We start from the raw sequence: 18252 nt of genomic DNA, 5'->3' as shown, positions 1-18252 counted from the left end.
CAGCGTGGAGCGCTACACGAAGCTCCTGGCCCGCGCCGCCCAGGAGCGGCCGGATGCGATCTTCCTGGGTGGCGATCTGCTGCCGCCCGCGCCCGCCGTCACGCGCGCCCTCGGCTGGGCCGGGGGCGATTTCGTCTCCGACCACCTCCTCGCGCGCTTTCTGGAACTGCGGGATCGTCTGGAGGCGGCCGCGCCGGACGTCTTCCTGATCCTCGGCAACGACGACCCCCGCTTCGAGGAGGCCGCCGTGCTGGACGCCGCCGCCCGCGGCGCCTGGACCTACCTGCACGACCGGCGCCTCGAGTGGCGGGGCCGCCCGCTGCTGGGCTACGCCTGCATCCCGCCCACGCCCTTCCTGCTCAAGGACTGGGAGCGCTACGACGTCTCGCGCTTCGTGGACCCGGGCTGCCTGTCGCCCGAGGAGGGGCTACGGACGCGGCCCGAGCGCACGGCGGCGATCCGCTACGGCAGCATCGCGCGCGACCTGGACTCGCTGGCCGGGCACGCGGACCTCACGCACGCGATCTGTCTCTTCCACGCGCCGCCCTACGACACGGCGCTCGACCTCGCCGAACTCGCCGGACGCACGGTGGAGCACGTGCCCGTGGATCCGCACGTGGGATCCATCGCGGTGCGGCGCTTCGTCGAGGCGCGGCAGCCGGCCGTGACCTTGCACGGCCACGTCCATGAGGCCGCCCGGCTGAGCGGTGAGTGGCGCGTGCGCCTCGGCGAGACCTGGTGCCTCGGCGGCGCCCACGACGGCCCCGAGCTGGCGCTGGTCCGCTTCGACCCCGCCGCGCCCGCCGCCGCCACGCGGGAGCTGCTCTAGCCCCCCAGCCGCAGCTCCTGCGCCGGGTCCGTGACCGCGCCGATCTTGAGCGCGAAGCTGTCGCGCGCGGCGATGTCCGCGTCGGTCACCAGGTGCACGTCCAGCAGGCCGCCCGTGCGGTAGCCCGTGCGCAGGTAGTTCATCTCCGCCAGGCAGAGGCTCCAGCCCTCCAGCCAGTGGCGCAGCTCGCGCTCCTGCTCGTCATTACCCCGGAAGTGCACGAGCAGGTCGATGTCGCTGCAGGGCCCGGCCGTGCCGTTCTTCGTGCTGCCGAAGACGTAGCAGGCCGCCACGCCGAAGCGCGCGGGATCCAGCTCGGCCGCGATGCGCTCGGCCATCCCCTGCCGCCAGCGCCAGAACTGCTCGCTGGGCTGGGGCCGCTCCGTCCCGGCGCGGGTCCGCGGGGGCGCCGGCGCGCCGGTCGCGGCCAGCAGGCCCACGGCCTCGTCGAGGTCGGCGTTCAGCAGCACCTGCAGCACGCGGCCGCCGCTGGCCGCGGGGACGTCGATCACCCGCAGCACGTGCTGCAGCTCCGCGAACTCGGGCAGCATCTCGGCCAGCAGGTTGGGCGCCCGCGCGAGGAAGCGCTCGTTGAAGAGCACGTCCCGCTCGTCGGGGTAGAGCGGCAGGTAGCGGATGCGGCTCTCCACCAGGTCCTGGAAGAAGTGCGTGCCGAAGGAGAGGTCGGGCACGTAGCTGCCCTGGCGCCGCGCCACCTCGATCAGCATGGCGCTGTTGTTGATGTCCGAGTAGCTCACGTTCACGCCCAGGCGGATGTCCCCGCGGCTGCCCCAGCGCCCGGGCCCGATCAGCACGAACTGCCGCTTGGGCAGCAGCTTGTTGAGCGCGCTCACCGCGCGGCCCACGGCCAGCAGGTCCTCGTGGCGGTCGAGGTCGGCGTACTGCCGCGCGTCCACGTAGACGATGTGCGTGATGTCCGGCACCCAGCCGTTGGACACGTAGCGGTTGGCGGTGAAGAGCACGTCGTCCGGCGCGAGCTCCTTGGGGATGGGCGCGGGCGCGTCCTCGTCCGCGTAGCTCTGGGGACGGCACTGCAGCAGGTAGAACTGCTCGCCGTCGTGGGCGAACTCGATGTCCACCGGCGTCTTGAGCTGCTCCTGGAGCACGCGCAGCATCGCCGCCACCTGGCGGACGAAGGGCGTGCCGTCCATCAGGCCCGCGAAGGTGGCCACGAGGTCGTCCTGCTCGGGATCCACCAGCAGCCGCGCGGCCCGCCGCAGGTCGCCGCCCTCCAGCAGGGAGAAGACCTTCTCGAAGCCGGGGAACTCCGTGCCGCACTCGGCCAGGAACTCCTTGATGGGCAGCGTGCGCAGGGTGCGCCGCTCGAGGTCGATGAAGTCGATCTCGCGCGGCGAGTAGCGGACCTTCTCGTCCATGGCGACGTTGGCGCGCAGGTTGGGCTGGCCCGGCACCACGAGGATCGGGTAGTCGTCGCCGATGCGGTCCACCGCGCGGGTGCCCAGGCCCGGCACGAGGCGGATGAGGCCGTCCTCCCGGCGGATGCGCGGCGACCAGCGGAACTCGTTGTTGCTGAAGGCCACGCCGGCGAAGGCGGGCAGGAAGTAGCGGCCCACGCGGCGGCCCACCACCTCCTCGATCAGGATGCCCATCTCCTCGTTGAAGTCCAGCAGCCCCCGCTCGCGGCGGTACTCCACCGGATCGGGGCCGAAGACCGACGCGTAGATCTCCGCGATGGCGTCCAGCAGCGCGTCCAGCCGCTCGGCGCGCTCGCCCTGGTTGGCCAGGAAGAGGCTCTTGTACTTGCCCGCGAAGGAGGTGCCGAGGCGGTCCTCCAGCAGGCTGGACGAGCGCACGATGAGCGGCACCTCGCCGAAGTCGTCGAGCAGGGCCGTCAGGCTGCGTACCAGCGCCGGCGGGAAGTGGGAGTTCTTGAAGAGCTGGACGACGTTGGGGTACTCGCGCCGCACCTGGGCGACGTCCTTGTACTTCTGCTCGAGGACGTCGGCGAGGTCGTTGTGCGCGATGAAGTCCAGCAGCGCGTCCGAGACGATGTAGGCCGCCTTCGGTACGCGCACCTGGGCCAGCGAGGGCTCCGCGTCCGCCGCCGCGGCGACGATCTTGTGCGCCAGCAGCAGGCCCGCGCTCTTGCCCCCCAGGCGGCCGCGGCTGCTGTCGGTCATGATCATCGCGTCGAGCAAGGCCTGGAAGTCCTCCTGCCCGAAGTACTCCTTGGCGCACTTGATGTAGTCCAGCTGCTCGGTGAGGAAGCGCCGCACCAGCGACACCTGCAGGCCGTGGCGCGTGGGCTCGGCCAGGCTGCCGCCGGCCGCGAGGAACTGCCCGTAGCGCCGCACCGCGTCGGCCACCTCGCCGAAGGGCGAGTAGGGGTTGTTCAGGGTCTTGAGGAAGCCGCTGGCCTTGTCCTCCTGCAGCCACTTCTGCATCAGCGCCAGGATCTCGGCGCCGCGCAGGTGCTTCGCCGCCAGCAGGAAGGGCCGGTCGCTGAGCAGCACCTCGTGCACCGGCCGGCGGCGCCGCTCGGGCACGTTCTGCTCGCCGACGGCCTCCTCGCCCGCGCCGCCCAGCTCGGCCTCGCGCAGCATGTCCTGCGCCTCGTCGAGGCCCATCCAGCAGAGGTGGTTGATGAGCTTGCGCGCGATGCTGAGGTAGAGCGTCTGGTCGCTGAGGCGAAGCAGCTCGGCCGGGCCGCGCCAGACCTCGTCGCGCTCCTCCACCACCAGCTCGCCGCGAGTCCCGTTCCCGTCGCCGGCGGCGAGCTCCTGCATGGCGAGCCAGATGCCCAGGCGATCGGCGATGGACGCGATCAGGCGCTCCTCCTCCTTGAGGAAGGGGCCGCGGTCCGCCTCGGGCCGCTCCTCGAGGTAGTAGACCTCGATGCGCCCCTCCTCGCGGCCGCGCACGCGGATGGGCGCGGACATCACCCAGGGCGTGGGCGTGAAGGGCCTCGACGGATGCCGCTCGTGCCCCAGCGTGATCACCGCCTCGCAGGTCTCCGGGTACTGCCAGCCGGGTCCCACCGTGCGAGCCACGGCGCGCAGGCGCTCGGAGACGTCGAGGTCCGGGCGCGCGAGGATCTCCTCCACCCGGTAGAGGCACTCGAGCTCCTTGGCCCGCTCGCGCAGGGCCAGGAGAATCGCGTCGACCTGCTCGCTGCCGGCGGGCTGTTCAGGCGTCTCAGGCGTCTCGGGCATTGCGCATCACCACCGCGTGGCCGCCGATCCCGTCCACGCGCACCTCCAGGGGGTGCGCCGTGCGGATCCAGCGGACGAACGTGCTCTCCTCCTCCGCCGGCCGCGCGTCGAGCCAGGCCCAGTCGATGGGCGGGCGCGCGTCGTGCGGGACGGAGAGGTACTTCACCTGGAAGCTGATCAGGTTGTGGAAGAAATGCGAGCCCTGGCTCATGTCGGTGCGCAGTTCGGGCAGCGTGGCCTCGACGATCACCCGCGCGCCGCTGATCTGCGACCAGTCCACGGGCACGCCCAGCCACTCGTCCGTGCTGCCCCAGCGGCCGAAGCCGATGAGCAGGTAGGGCCGCCCCGCCTCCTGGAGGCGGCGGTTCACCGCCTCCAGCGCTGCGGCCATGCTCCGCGTGTGCCGCGTGTCGAAGGCCGCGGGCTTCAGGTAGACGACGTCGCGGATCTCCGTCTCGACCCCGTTGCCCAGGGCGCCGTCGGCGGCCAGCAGCAGCTCGGGCCGCTCGCGCAGGTCGGCGGGGATGTCCACGCGCTCCTCCGAGACGAGCATGGGCCGCAGCTGCAGCACGCCCAGGCGCGCGCGGCCGCGGACGGCCGGGTCCAGAGTGAGGGCGAACTCCAGTTCCACCTCGCCCTCCAGCGCCTCCCGCGACAGGGCCAGCAGGCGCAGGAGCGCGGCGTTCAGCGGCAGCGCGCCGTGGCGCAGCACGGGCGCGAAGTCCAGCACGCGCGGCCCGGCGGCCGTGAGGCCCGGGCGCAGCCGGCCCGACTGCGGGTCGTAGGTAGAGGCCAGCGGCGCGAGCACGCCGTCCTCCTCGGCAGTCTCAAGTTCATCGTGCAGCAGGTACTCGGTCTCGCGCAGCGGATCGTGCACGGGCGGCCGGCCCATGTTCACGGCCCAGAAGCCGGTCTGCGTGTTCTTGAGCAGGTCGTTCAGGGTTTTGAAGGGCGCGGGGCTCGCGGGCCAGGCGGGCGAGTAGCTCCAGGTCAGGCCGCCGTCGACGATCTGCCGCCCCAGGCCCAGGGCCAGGTTCACCACGCCGTCCTCGGGCCGCGCGTGGCCGAAGGGGTAGTGGTTGTGGGAGCGCGCCACGCCCGAGAGCGCCGGGTAGAAGCGGTCGCCGTGGCGGCGGCCCACGATCTCCTGCACCACCACGGCCATCTTCTCGTCGCGCGGGCCCACGCCCACGCGCTCGCGGTAGCGGCGCGCCGCGGCGAAGAAGGCGGAGGCCCAGATCAGCTTGACGCCCTCCACCAGTTGCCGGAAGCGGTCGGCGGCGCCCGCCTGGCCGCCGGGCACCATCTTGGTGGCGTAGACCCCGGCGAAGGGGTGGTGAAGGGCGTCCTCCAGCAGGCTCGAGGAGCGCAGGGCCAGCGGCTGGTGAACCAGGTCGGCCAGGGCGCGCAGGTCGCCGACGAAGGCGGCCGGCAGCTCGGCCTGCTGGAAGGCCAGGGCGAGGCGGTCGTCGGGCAGGCCCTCCAGCGCCACGGGCCAGAGGTCGTTCTCGTCCATGAAGCGGTCGAACAGCTCGGTGCTGAGCACGGTGAGCGTGGGGACGTCCACCGTGATGCCCGGCGCCTCGGCGGGATCCAGCCGATCGAGGATGCGCCGGCGGATGAGCTCCAGCCCCGTGGCCTTGCCCCCCAGCGCGCCCTCGCCCATGACGGTGAAGCGCTCGTCCGCGCCGAAGAAGCGCCGGCGGAAGGGCGGCAGCGTGCTCATACCCAGCGCCGCGCCCGGCAGGCCGCGGCCACGCGCTCCACGGCGAGCAGCAGCGCCGCCTCGCGCAGGTCCACGCGCGCGCGCTCGGCCAGGGCGCTCACGGCCTGGTAGGCCGAGGTGAGCGTGAGGTCGAGGCGGCCCAGCACCTCGTCGGCGTCCCAGGCGTAGTTGACCTCGCCCTGCACCTGCTCGAAGTAGCTGCAGACGAGCCCGCCGGCGTTGGCCAGCAGGTCGGGGAGCACGGCGACGCCCCGCGCGGCCAGGGCCGCCGCCGCACCCTCGCTCACCGCGCTGCCCGCCCCCTCCACCACCAGGCGCAGGGCCGAGTGCGTGCGCGCCACGTTGTCCTCGCGGAGCTGCTGCTCCAGCGCGGCCGGCAGGAGGATCTCCACCTCCTGCTCCAGCCAGGCGTCGCCGGGCAGCACGGTGTAGCCGAGCGCCTCGGCCCGGGCGGCGTCGATGCTCCCGTGCCGGTCGGTGATCGGCTCCAGCTCGCGCGGGTCCACCCCGGCCGGCTTCACGAAGGCGCGGGCCGCGCCGGCGGCGGCGTCCCAGCTGCTCACGCAGGTCACTGTGGCGCCGAGCTGGGTCAGCAGCTGCACGGCGTGACGGGCCACGGTGCCGTAGCCCTGCACGCTCACGCGCACGGCGTCCAGGCGCAGGTCGCGCTCGCGCAGCGCCTCGCGCAGCAGGTAGACGAGCCCGTAGCCCGCGGCCTGGGGGCAGCCCCGCGAGCCGCCGAGCACCAGGCCCTTGCCAGCCACCGCGCCGGGGGCGCGCGCGCCGCCCAGCGTCTCCAGCTCGTCCAGCAGCCACATCAGCTCGCGCTCGCCCACCATGACGTCCGGCCCCGGCACCAGGCGCCGCGCGCCCAGCGCCGCGCCGGCCTGGCGCGTCCAGCCCCGGGCCAGCGCCTCCGTCTCGTGGGCGCCGAGCCCGTGGGGATCGCAGATCACCCCGCCGGCGCAGCCGCCCAAGGGCAGGCCGAGGGCGGCCGACTGCCAGGTCATCCCCATGGCCAGGGCGCGCACCCGGTCGGCCGACTCCTGGGGGTGGAAGCGCAGGCCGCCCTTGGCGGGGCCGAGGGCGTCGCTGTGGAGGATGCAGAAGCCGCTGAAGATGCGCGGGCGGCCGTCGTCCAGGCGGACGGGAATGCGGAAGTGCAGCTCGAGGCGGGGGCTGCCGAGCAGCTCGCGCTCGGCCTCGCTGAGCTCGAGACGCCGGGCGGCGGCCTCGAAGCGGAGCTGGGCTTGGCGGAGAACGCTGGCCCCGGCGACAGCCACGCTGAACCCCCTCGCGACGGAGTGCCTTTCCTTGTGCCGCCGAAAATGTGCCTGGTCGCCATCCACCCATGTTCTTGGGCTGTGAACGCCGTTGTCACCCAGCATGCTGGGGGCCCGGGCGTCGAGACCGCCCTCGGAGACGGGCAGGCACATTTTCGGCGGCACAAGGAGCGGCTTTACAGAAGGTCATAAGGCCCTGCAAAGTTGGCAAGCGCAATCGGCCCCACGCCGGCCGGGAGCTTCGCCCATAGTGGCGACCCTTCGTGGCGGCGGATGAGGCGGCCGTCTCCTGCGCTTTGGGGGGTTTCAGCGACCATGGCGAAAACCGTCTACTACACGGCCGCCAGCCTGGACGGCTTCATCGCCGATGCCGGGCACGGCCTGGACTGGCTGCTGCAGTTCGGCGATCCCGAGGGCGGCGACTACGAGGACTTCATCGCCAGCGTCGGCGCGCTGGCCATGGGCGCCCACACCTACGAGTGGGTGCTGGCCAACGCGGTGCGACCGCCGGACGGCGAGGCCCAGCCCTGGCCCTACGCGCAGCCCTGCTGGGTCTTCAGCACGCGCAGCCTGCCGGACCTGCCCGACGCCGACCTGCGCTTCGTGCGCGGGGATGTCCGCCCCGTGCATCGTGACATGCTGGACGCCGCCGCGGGCAAGGACCTGTGGATCGTCGGCGGCGGCGAGCTGGCCGGACAGTTCCTGGATGCGGGCTTGCTGGACGCGCTGATCGTCACGATCGCGCCGGTCACCCTCGGCGCCGGCGCGCCGCTGCTGCCGCGGCGCGTGGCGACGCCGCCGCTGGAGCTGGTCTCGGCGCGGGCCTGGGGGGACGTCTTCGTCCGCTTGCACTACCGCGTGGCGCGGCCAATGGGCTAGAATCAAGGAGTCTCGCCGCCAAGGGAGTCTCGCCGTGCAGGCTGGCCGTGAATGGCAGCGCAGTCTCGGTGGCCCGGCGCTGGTTGCGCTGGTCCTGGGCGCGGTCCTGTCGGGTTGCGCCGAGTCGCGGATCCCCGGAGCCACCCGCTACGCGATCCACTACGCGGACACGCTCACCGTCGCCCTGGAGAGCGAAACGCCGTTCCTCGTGTTCGAGACGATCTCGGCCGGCGAGGCCGGCACGGCGCGCTACGACTCCACGATCTACTCCCTCTATGCGGGGGATTCGCTCGAGCTCCGGCTCGAGATCCGCGGCTACACCTACGAGCCCGACTCGCGCGCCGTCCTCGATCACCGCTGGGACGCCGACACGCTCTTCGTCTGGTGCGCCCTGGACCCGCCCCCGGGGCTCGGCTACGGGAGGGGCGGCGACCGCACGAGCCTGATACCTCCCTTCCTCTCGCCGGCGAGCGTGGTCGTCGTCGCGCCACTTGGCATTGGCATCGTGTACTGGGGTGAGCGATTCTACTAGGGCCGACCTCCCCGCCCCCACAGCCCCGGAGGCCCCCGCATGCGCAACCCGATCCTTCCCGCACTCGCCCTGCTCGCCGCGCTCAGCGCCGCAGCCGTCGCCTCGCCCTGCACCGACCAACCCGCGTGGCGGCAGTTCGACTTCTGGCTCGGCACCTGGAACGTCCTCGACGGCGACTCGCTGGTGGGCACGAATCGCATCACGCGCGACACGGGCGACTGCATCGTCCACGAGTCCTACGCCCAGGGCGACGGCTACACCGGCCGGAGCATCAACTTCTTCGACCCGGTGACGAAACGCTGGCGGCAGACCTGGGTGGACTGCCTGGGGAACGTCAGCGAGTTCTCCGGCGAGTACACGGACGGCGCCATGCGCTTCGAGGGTGAGTCGCACCGCGCGGGCGGCCAGCGCATCCTGCGCACGATGACGCTCTTCAACAATGCCGACGGCACCGTCCGCCAGGTCTCGCGCCAGTCGAAGGACGGCGGCGCGACCTGGACCGACGCCTACGACTTCACCTACGTGCGCGTCGAGTAGCGGCGATGCACGCCTTCCTCGAAGTCCGCTTCGCCCCCGCCCTCGAGGCCCTGCTGCCTCCGCCCGGCCGCCGCGCGCCGCTGCTCGTGGCCTGCTCCGGCGGCGGCGACAGCGTGGCCCTGGCCGCGCTCACGGCCGATGCCGCGCCGGCGCTCGGCGTGCGGGTCCATCTGGCCCACCTGGACCACGGCCTGCGCCCCGGGTCGGCCGCCGAGGGCGACGCCGTGGCCGACCTCGGCGAGCGAATGGGCCTGCCGGTGCTGCGGCGGCGCCTGGAGGTTCCGAACGAGGGCAACCTGGAGGCCGAGGCGCGTCGGGCGCGCTACGCCGCGCTGGGCGAGCTGGCGGCGGACTGCGGGGCGGGGGCCGTCCTCACCGGCCACACGGCCGACGACCGCGTCGAAACCCTCTGGCTCTGGCTGCTGCGCGGCACGGGCCTGAACGGTCTGACCCCTCTGCCCGCGAGCCGGGCGCTCGCCCCCGGTTCGCCCCTGCGAGTGCTGCGTCCGCTCCTCGACTTCCGCCGCGAGGAGCTGCGCGGCTGGCTGCGCGCCCGTGGGCTCGGCTGGGTGGAGGACCCCAGCAACGACGACCGGAGTCTCCGTCGCAATCGCATCCGGCACGAGCTGCTACCGCTGCTGGAGCGGGACTACGGCGCCAGGCCCGAGGCGGGCGCGAGTCGCCTGATGGCCCAGATGGCCGAGGTCGCCCGCTACCTGGACGCGCAGCTGGCCGCGGCTGGCCTCGACGACGAGGCCCTGCGGGCGCCGGTGCTCGATCGGCGGCTGCTCGCGGCCCTGCCGGCGGTCCTGGCCCGGCGCGCCCTGCTGCGTGCGCTCGGCGCGCGGCAGCGCTTCGATGGCGAGGCCGTCGAGCGCCTGCTCGCGCGCCTGCCGGAGCCCACGAACGCAACGGTGGAGCTGTCCGGCGGCTGGGAGGCGGCGCTCGTGGGGGACGCCCTCGTCCTTCGGCGCCGGGGCGAGCGGGGCGCCGTGCCCGCGGGACTGGTCCAGGCCGCGCTGCCCCCCGGGGGCATCGACCTCCCCCTGGCGCCGGCCCGTCTCGACCTGGGCGCCGGCTGGGCGCTCCAGGTCCGCTGGGGCGACGCCGCGGCGCCGGGGTCGCCGCGCACCGCCCACTTCGACGCGGATCGCCTCGACGGCCCCCTCCGCCTGGTGACGCCCCCGCCCCCCACGACCATGCGCACGCTCGGGGGCCCGGGCCGGCGCTCCCTGAAACGCTTCTTCAGCGACCACAGGATCCCCGGTGAATACCGGGAGCGCTGGCCGGTTCTGCTGGACAGCCACGCGCGCCCGCTCTGGCTGCCCGGGCTGGCGCGCAGCGACATCGCCCCCGTGACGCCGCAAACTCGCCGCTGCCTTTGTCTGGACCTGGAAGGTCCCAGTGCCTAGTATGTTGCGGATCGAGCGGCCACAGACACCGGCGCAGGAGGGGCCATGGCCCGGGCGGAGGAGAGAAAGCTGGCAGACGAGACCAAGGTTGCGCGCATCCTCCTGACGGAGAAGCAGATCCAGACGCGCGTGCAGGAGCTGGGCGCCGAGCTGGCCCGCCGCTACGAGGGGCAGCGTCCGGTGCTGGTGACCCTGCTGCGGGGCGGGTTCATCTTCCTGGCGGACCTGACCCGCGCCACCCGCATCCCCCACGAGGTGGACTTCATGCTCGTGCGCAGCTACGAGGGCGCGCACAGCAGCGGGACGGTGCAGATCGTCCAGGACCTGAGCAAGAACATCGAGGGTCGGCACGTGGTGCTGGTGGAGGACATCGTGGACACGGGTCTCACGCTGGCCTACATCCGCGAGCACCTGAGCCTGCGGAACCCGGCGAGCCTGATGGTGTGTTCGCTGCTGGACAAGCGCGACGCGCGCCAGGTGGAGGTGCCCATCGAGCTGGTGGGCTTCCCCATCGAGAACGAGTTCGTGGTGGGCTACGGGCTGGACTACAACCAGCTCTACCGCAACCTTCCCTACCTGGCGGTCATCGACCCCGATCAGGCCTGAGCGCCGCCCCCTGCGAGGGCGACGCGACGCGAAAGGACGAGGATGAGCGACAACGGCAAGCGGCCCGGACGCTCCGGCGGAGCCGGCCCCCAGATGCCGCGCCCGATGCGCACGATGAGCTTCTGGTTCCTCATGGTGATCCTGCTCTTCATCGCCGTACAGCTCATCAACTACGGCAAGCCGCAGGAATACCCCATCTCCTACACGCGCTTCATGGACGAGCTCGATGCGGACAACCTGAAGGAAGTGGACTTCGTCGGCGACACGGTGAAGGGGCGCTTCCGCAAGAGCGTGTCCATCACCCAGCACGGCGAGGCGGTGGAGGTGGAGCGCTTCACGCTGCACCTGCGCGACCCGGGCTTCGACATGCTCGAGGCCATCCGCAAGCACTCCACCGACACGCATCCGATCGTCATCACCACCAAGCCCGAGGGCGTGAACTGGTGGGGCACGCTGATCTACTGGGCGCCGATCCTGCTGCTCGTGCTGCTGTGGTTCTTCTTCATCCGCCAGATGCAGGGCGGCAGCAACCGCGCGTTCAGCTTCGGCAAGAGCCGCGCGAAGCTGGTGGGCGGCGACAAGCCGCGCGTCACCTTCGAGGACGTGGCCGGCGCCGAGGAGGCGAAGGTCGAACTCAACGAGATCGTCGAGTTCCTCAGCGACCCGAAGAAGTTCAAGCGGATGGGCGCGCGTATCCCCCGCGGCGCGCTGCTGGTGGGACCGCCCGGCACGGGCAAGACGCTGCTCGCCAAGGCCGTGGCCGGCGAGGCGCGGGTGCCCTTCTACTCGATGAGCGGCTCGGACTTCGTGGAGATGTTCGTCGGCGTGGGCGCGAGCCGCGTGCGCGACCTCTTCGAGCAGGGCAAGAAGAACGCCCCCTGCATCATCTTCGTGGACGAGCTCGACGCCGTCGGCCGCCACCGCGGCGCCGGCCTGGGCGGCGGCCACGACGAGCGCGAGCAGACCCTCAACCAGCTGCTCGTGGAGATGGACGGCTTCGACACCAGCGAGGGCGTCATCCTGCTGGCGGCCACCAACCGCCCTGACGTGCTCGACCCGGCGCTGCTGCGCCCGGGCCGCTTCGACCGGCAGATCGTGGTGGACATGCCCGACGTCAAGGGCCGCGAGGGCATCCTGCGCGTGCACATGCGCAACGTGCCGGTGGCGGACGACGTCAACGTGAAGGTGCTCGCCCAGGGCACGCCGGGCCTGAGCGGCGCGGAGCTGGCGAACATCGTCAACGAGGCGGCGCTGCTCGCCGCGCGGCTGAACCACGACAAGGTCTACATGGTGGACTTCGACGAGGCCCGCGACAAGGTGATGATCGGCCCCGAGCGCCGCAGCCGCGTGCTCAGCGACGAGACCCGCCGCAAGACGGCCTACCACGAGGCGGGCCACGCGATCCTCGGCTGCGAGCTGGAGCACGCCGACACTCTGCACAAGGTCACGATCGTCGCGCGGGGCATGGCCGGGGGCGTCACGCACTTCCTGCCCAACGAAGAGAAGCTGATGTACCGCGACCGCGACTACCTGCTCGACCAGATCACCATGGCCCTGGGCGGCCTGGTGGCGGAGAACCTGGTCTACGGGCGGCACACCAGCGGCCCGCAGAGCGACATCCAGCGCATCACGAGCATCGCGCGCACCATGGTGACGCGCTGGGGCATGAGCGACACGCTCGGGCCCATCGCCTACGGCGAGAACGAGGAGATGGTCTTCCTCGGCCGTTCGCTCCAGCACCATCAGAACTTCAGCGAGCGCACGGCGCAGCTCATCGACGAGGAGGTGCGCCGCCTCGTGGACAGCTGCCTGCAGCGCGCGACGGAGATCCTGCGCGAGCAGCGCGCGGCCCTCGACGCCCTCGCCGACGCCCTGCTCGAGCGCGAGACGCTGACGGGCGACGAGGTGCTCATGGTCATGCGCGGCGAGACGCTCCCGCCCTTCGACCGCGACGCCGCCGAGGCGGCCCGCCGGCGCAAGGAGGAGCAGGAGGTCAGCCGGGGCGAGCGCATCGACCAGGTGCTCGAAGAGGCCCGGCGCCGCGAGCACGGTCCGGACGGCAACGGCGACGGCGGTCAGCTCGATCTGATCCCCGACGGAGACCGTGCCGGCTCGGAAGGTCCCGAGCGCTCGAGCGACTGAGGTGGCGGTGGACCCCGGCCCCGGAGCTCCCGCCCTGCCGAAATCCTTGACCCTGCCCCGGGGCGCGCTTAGTTTCGAGCGCGCGCCGCGGATCATGGGCATCCTGAACGTCACCCCCGACAGCTTTTCCGACGGCGGGCGCTGGGCCGATCCGGCCCGCGCCGTCGAGCAGGGCCTCCGCCTCGTGGACGAGGGCGCCGCGATCCTGGACGTGGGCGGCGAGTCCACCCGTCCGGGGGCGCGGCCCGTGCCCGCGGACGAGGAGGCGCGCCGGGTCGTCCCGGTGATCCGGGCCCTGGCGCGCTCGACCGACGTCCCCGTGTCCGTGGACACGCGCAAGGCGTCGGTGGCCGCGGCCGCCCTGGAGGCGGGCGCGCAGATCGTGAACGACATCTCCGCCCTAGGTGATCCGGCCATGGCGGGCACGGTGGCGGCGAGCGGGGCGGCCCTGGTGCTCATGCACATGCAGGGAAGTCCCGAGACCATGCAGGATGATCCCCGCTACGGCGACCCCGTGGCGGAGATCGCCGACTGGCTGGCCGGGCGCCTCGCTGCGGCGCGCGACGCGGGCATCGCCGGCGACCGGCTGGTGGCGGATCCGGGCCTCGGCTTCGGCAAGCGCCTGGAGGACAACCTGGCCATCCTGCGCCGCCTGGAGGAACTGCACGCCCTGGGCGTGCCCCTCCTGGTGGGCGCGAGCCGCAAGTCCTTCCTCGGCCGGCTGACGGACGAGCCCGACCCCACGCGTCGCCTCGCCGCCAGCCTGGCGGCGGCGGGGCGCGCCGCCGAGGCGGGGGCACGGATCCTGCGAGTGCACGACGTGGAGGCCACGCGGCGCTTCCTCGCCGCCTGGCTGGCCCTGAACCCGGGGTCGACGCCATCGACCCGTGAGCGCAGCGAGAAAGGCGCGCCTTGAACGAGCTCCTGTTCACCGTCCTGAACGTGCTGGACATCCTCGTGGTGGCCTTCATCTTCTACCGCCTCTACATCCTGGTGCGCGGCACCCGCGCCGCGCTCATGCTGAACGGGTTCCTCGTCATCCTGATCGCCAGCCTCCTGGCCCAGTGGATCGGCCTGACCACGCTCAACTGGATCCTCAGCAACCTGCGCACGGTGTGGGTGATCGCGTTCATCGTCCTGTTCCAGCACGAGCTGCGCAGCGCGCTGGCCCAGCTGGGACGGAACCGCATCGTGGGCCTCTTCCTCAAGGTCGAGAAGGACGTGGGCTACATCCAGGAGATCACCCGCGCCGTCGAAGGGCTCGCGCGCTCGGGCCTGGGCGCGCTGATCGTGCTCGAGCGCGAGATGGGCCTGCGCAACTACGCCGAGAACGGCGTGCTGGTGAACGCGGCGGTGAACGCGGATCTCATCGAGACGATCTTCACGCCGCCCTCGCCACTGCACGACGGCGCCGTGATCGTCAACGAGGGCACGCTGGTGGCGGCGCGGGTCATTTTGCCGCTGTCCCAGGACCCCAACCTCAGCCGCGTGCTGGGCACGCGGCACCGGGCGGCCATCGGCATCACCGAGGAGACCGACGCCCTCGTGGTGGTGGTGAGCGAGGAGACGCGCACCATCAGCCTGGCCGAGGCGGGCATGCTCGAGCGCGACCTCGACGTGGCCGGCCTGCGCAAGATGCTCATCGCCAAGCTCCAGCCCGAGGCCAGCGAGCGCGGCGCCGCCGCCTGACCCCACGACAGAACCCGGATCCGGCGGGGTGACGCACCCCGACGGGCGGACCGGAAGGCAGCGCTCCGGTCCTCGCGCTGGACCCCGGCGCGACGGCGACGGGCGGACGTCCGGCCGAGGCCGGTCCCCCACGCCACGCCCAGCACCGGCCGCGCCCGAAGGCGGCGGGTCCAGCGGCCCGGCGAAAGCGGCGCCACGCCCGCAGGGCGATTCCTCCCAGATCCCCCTGCACCCTGGGCCGCTCGCCCGCCGGATCCGGCAAGGCCACGGTCGGACAGGCGGCGGGCCCGGTGCGAGCCGGGCCGCGGGCCGCCCGTCCGTGGGAGAGCGCCAGGCCGCGAGCCGCGCTGCTGAACCGTCGGCGATTGCCGGTGCCTGTCGCCTGACGCCCTCCACGCGCGGGACATTGCAGGCGGCGGACCAGGGCGGCGGGCCCGGGGAAGTCCTGCGCCTGCGTCAGTTGCGCGCGCGGCGTGGAGGCGGGGGCGCGGGGGGCGTCAACCGGCGGGCGCGGCGCGCGGGCGCGCTGTCCACGGCGGCGGCGGAGCGCGTCGAGGGGCTTGAGTCCGCCCGGCCAAGGCGCTAGGGTAGGGCGGCTCGTCCCCGGGCCGGCCGGGTTGGCGAGCGACGACCCGAGCGTCCGCGCGGCCGCCAGCGAGGTTTCCATGCGTCTGCAGCCCAAGCCCAACAGCGCGGTCCTGGCCGCCCTGCTCGTCACCGCGGTTCTGGCCCTCTTCCTCGGCGCCTGCGAGGAGAAGGTGAGCACGCCGGGCGTCCACGTGATCACGCCCGACAGCCTGCGCGGCACCATCGGCGACACGCTCGTCTTCCTCGGCGTCTACACCGGCGCCCCCGGTGACGTGGCCCGCCACTCCTGGGACTTCAACTCCGACGGCATCTTCGACGCCGAGTGGGTGAACCCCGGCTTCGGCGGCGACAGCGTCGCGGTGATCCACACCTACTCCCGCGCGGACGACTACGTGGCCACGCTGCAGGTCACGACCGTGCAGAACCGCCTCTACCGCGCGACCACGCCGGTGGCGGTGACCGACGGCGTCCCGCTGCTCACCGCGAGCGCGCCGGACACGGTGGCCTGCGGCGAGACCTTCACGCTCGTGGGCCACGCCGAGGACGACGCCGGCCGCCGCGCCTTCTGGGACCTGGGCGGCGACGGCAACGCCGAGCTCAGCCAGACCTACACCGACAGCATCACGCTCGCGCTGGACGTCACCTACGACGAGCCCGGCCGCTACCTCGTGGTCTTCGGCGCCAGCGACAACGACGCGCACGTGGAGCGCCTCACCCTGACCGTCATCGTCGGCTCGCCGCCGGCCTGGGTGAGCGGCGCCTCGCTCGCCGAGGCGCGCGCCGATCAGGCGGCGGCGGCCTGGAACGGTCGGCTCTACGTCTTCGGCGGACGTCACGGCCGCGGCGTGGTGGGCAGCACCGAGATCTACGACCCCGGCAGCGACAGCTGGAGCGCGGGCAGTCCGCTGCCCTCGCCGCGCTGGGGCGCGCGCGCCCTGACCATGGGCGATCTCATCTACGTGATGGGCGGCGTGACGGTCACCGACAGCGTCTTCCCGAAGGTGGAGATCTACGACCCGGCCGCCGACAGCTGGACCACCTTCCCCGACCTGCCCAAGCACCGGATGCCCACCCGCAAGCGGGGCTTCGCGGCGCTGCGCGTGGGCGGCACCACCGCCTGCTGCGACTCGATCATGCTCTTCGGCGGCATCGGCGCGACGGGCATCAACGACACCACGCTGATCTACAACACCGTCAACGACTCCTTCTCCATGGACGTCACCCACTTCATGGGGCAGACCCGCGCCTGGCTGGGCGGCGCCACCGCCTGGGACACGCCGGAGCAGCTGGACGGCAAGCTCTTCTCGGTGGGCGGCACCACCGACGGCGCCACGCCCAGCGCCCGCATCGAGAGCTACAATCCCTTCAGCGACTTCTGGCGCAACGAGATGGCCATGCCCACCGCCCGGGTCGCGCCGGCCGCGGCCTTCCTCGAGGGCAAGCTCTACGTCCTGGGCGGCAGCACGGGCGTGAGCGGCGCCAGCGACGTCGGCGAGGTCTACAGCCTGGCCCAGGAGCGCTGGGACGCCCTGCCCGCACTGCCCGCCCCCCGCAGCGGGGCCAGCGCGGTGGAGCTGGAGGGCCGGATCTACCTGATCGCCGGGGCCACGCCGGCCACGTCCACCTACCACGTGGAGGGCAGCCGCGATCTCCAGATCCTGCTGCCCTGGCGCTGCGGCCCGTGATTGCGATTTCTTGATCCGTTCCGTTGTCGATTTCCACGCCAACTCGCACCATACGGCACGCTGATCGCATCCGATCCGTGGGCACAGGCCGGTGGGCTGGGGCCGCCGTTGGGCGACATCTCAGGGGATTCCGTTGACGGACAAGCAGTTACAGGACAAGCTGCGCATCGAGCTCATCGGGCGCGGGCACGCCGAACTCCCGGCCTTCCTGGAGGCGCTGCCCCGTGACTCGGGCTGGCCGCCGAATACCGTCCTCTCGCTGACCGACCGGGAGCCCACGGAGTTCGAGCGGGCGGAGCGCTACGTGGCCGCCTTCGCCGACGGCGCCATCGTCGGCGCGCTCAGCCTGCACCCGGCGGCGGCGGGCAACTACCACCGGATGCACAACCTGCACTTCCACATCGACATCCTCCCCGCCTGGCAAGGCAAGGGCGTGGGCACGGCGCTGATGCGGCGGCTCATCGACCACGCGCGGGAGGAGGGCTTCTGGCGCATCTACCTGGGCACCCTGTCCTGGAACCAGCGCGCCCTGGAGCTCTTCGGCCGCTTCGGCTTCCGGGTGGAGGGCATCAGCCGCGCCGCCTACCGCGTGAAGACGCGCACCGGCGAGGACTACTTCCTCGACGGCCTCGGCATGGCGCTCTGGATCGGCCCCCGCCTCGAGATGAAGCCCGGCGACTGGCGCCTGACCACGATCCGCGAGGAACCCATCGAGGACGAACCCTGCTTCGACTGCGACGGCGAACTCGACACCCGGGAGCTCGTCGCGCTCTACGAAGCGGTGGGCGACCAGCGGCACCGCTTCCCGCGGATGGTCAAGGGCGCCTGGCGCAACAGCGACCTCGCCGTGACCGCGCGCGTGAACGGACAGCTGGTGGGCATCGCGCGGGGCATCACCGATCGCGCCACGACCTTCTTCGTCTGCGACGTGATGGTCCACCCCGAGCACCAGGGCCGCGGCTACGGCACCGAGCTCATGCGCCGCCTGGTGGAGCCCTTCAAGGACATCTACCAGATCGTGCTGCTCACCGACCCCCAGACCCTGCCCTTCTACACGCGGCTCGGCTATATGCACTGGCAGAGCGCCGCGCTGCAGATGCACCCGCCCCGTCCGGAAACCGTCTAGCGCGATTCCCGGTGGCGCTCCGGC

General features: G+C 72.5%; 14 protein-coding genes. 11 read left to right on the top strand and 3 right to left on the bottom strand.

Annotated elements, in window-relative coordinates:
* The first annotated feature begins 4 nt into the window (after positions 1 to 4).
* Positions 5 to 829, top strand: a complete 825-nt coding sequence (locus tag H6693_10295; GenBank protein ID MCB9516573.1) for a hypothetical protein — start codon at positions 5 to 7, stop codon at positions 827 to 829.
* Here H6693_10295 and H6693_10290 read toward each other — a convergent pair.
* Genes H6693_10290 through H6693_10280 form a run of 3 tightly spaced genes read right to left on the bottom strand, consistent with a single transcriptional unit; the run spans position 826 to position 7137 of the window.
* Positions 826 to 4023: a nucleotidyltransferase domain-containing protein gene (locus H6693_10290; GenBank protein ID MCB9516572.1), complete on the bottom strand. Its 3198-nt coding sequence runs from the start codon at positions 4021 to 4023 to the stop codon at positions 826 to 828. The genes H6693_10295 and H6693_10290 overlap by 4 nt on opposite strands.
* Positions 4007 to 5749: a hypothetical protein gene (locus tag H6693_10285; GenBank protein MCB9516571.1), complete on the bottom strand. Its 1743-nt coding sequence runs from the start codon at positions 5747 to 5749 to the stop codon at positions 4007 to 4009. Before H6693_10285 ends, H6693_10290 begins: the two co-directional genes overlap by 17 nt.
* Positions 5746 to 7137, bottom strand: coding sequence for a Glu/Leu/Phe/Val dehydrogenase (locus H6693_10280; GenBank protein ID MCB9516570.1), 1392 nt, complete (start codon positions 7135 to 7137; stop codon positions 5746 to 5748). Before H6693_10280 ends, H6693_10285 begins: the two co-directional genes overlap by 4 nt.
* Positions 7138 to 7347: 210 nt before the next feature.
* Between H6693_10280 and H6693_10275 the strand changes: the two genes are divergently transcribed.
* The 10 genes from H6693_10275 (at position 7348) to H6693_10230 (ending at position 18228) form a co-directional block, all read left to right on the top strand.
* A complete protein-coding gene (locus H6693_10275; protein MCB9516569.1) occupies positions 7348 to 7911 on the top strand; it encodes a dihydrofolate reductase in 564 nt (187 codons plus the stop codon).
* A gap of 34 nt (positions 7912 to 7945) precedes the next feature.
* Positions 7946 to 8443: a hypothetical protein gene (locus tag H6693_10270; protein ID MCB9516568.1), complete on the top strand. Its 498-nt coding sequence runs from the start codon at positions 7946 to 7948 to the stop codon at positions 8441 to 8443.
* 39 nt (positions 8444 to 8482) lie between these two features.
* Positions 8483 to 8980 carry a hypothetical protein gene (locus tag H6693_10265; GenBank protein ID MCB9516567.1) on the top strand — a complete coding sequence of 166 codons (498 nt, stop codon included), beginning with the start codon at positions 8483 to 8485 and terminating at the stop codon, positions 8978 to 8980.
* A gap of 5 nt (positions 8981 to 8985) precedes the next feature.
* Positions 8986 to 10392: a tRNA lysidine(34) synthetase TilS gene (tilS, locus tag H6693_10260; protein MCB9516566.1), complete on the top strand. Its 1407-nt coding sequence runs from the start codon at positions 8986 to 8988 to the stop codon at positions 10390 to 10392.
* Positions 10393 to 10437: 45 nt separating this feature from the next.
* Positions 10438 to 10998: a hypoxanthine phosphoribosyltransferase gene (hpt, locus tag H6693_10255; GenBank protein ID MCB9516565.1), complete on the top strand. Its 561-nt coding sequence runs from the start codon at positions 10438 to 10440 to the stop codon at positions 10996 to 10998.
* 213 nt (positions 10999 to 11211) lie between these two features.
* A complete protein-coding gene (locus tag H6693_10250; protein ID MCB9516564.1) occupies positions 11212 to 13140 on the top strand; it encodes an ATP-dependent zinc metalloprotease FtsH in 1929 nt (642 codons plus the stop codon).
* Positions 13141 to 13234: 94 nt separating this feature from the next.
* Complete coding sequence (gene folP / locus H6693_10245; GenBank protein MCB9516563.1) at positions 13235 to 14056, top strand: dihydropteroate synthase; 822 nt, start codon at positions 13235 to 13237, stop codon at positions 14054 to 14056.
* Complete coding sequence (locus H6693_10240; GenBank protein ID MCB9516562.1) at positions 14053 to 14829, top strand: TIGR00159 family protein; 777 nt, start codon at positions 14053 to 14055, stop codon at positions 14827 to 14829. Before folP ends, H6693_10240 begins: the two co-directional genes overlap by 4 nt.
* Positions 14830 to 15494: 665 nt before the next feature.
* Entirely contained in the window at positions 15495 to 17102 is a 1608-nt protein-coding gene (locus tag H6693_10235) for a hypothetical protein (protein ID MCB9516561.1), read from the top strand.
* 133 nt (positions 17103 to 17235) lie between these two features.
* Positions 17236 to 18228, top strand: coding sequence for a GNAT family N-acetyltransferase (locus tag H6693_10230; GenBank protein ID MCB9516560.1), 993 nt, complete (start codon positions 17236 to 17238; stop codon positions 18226 to 18228).
* Positions 18229 to 18252: the final 24 nt, after the last annotated feature.

The organism is Candidatus Latescibacterota bacterium, from assembly GCA_020633725.1.
In the GTDB taxonomy this organism is placed as follows: Bacteria; Krumholzibacteriota; Krumholzibacteriia; order JACNKJ01; family JACNKJ01; genus VGXI01.
The sequence above is the reverse complement of the archived record's forward strand: the minus strand, read 5'-3'. Positions and strand labels throughout refer to the sequence as shown.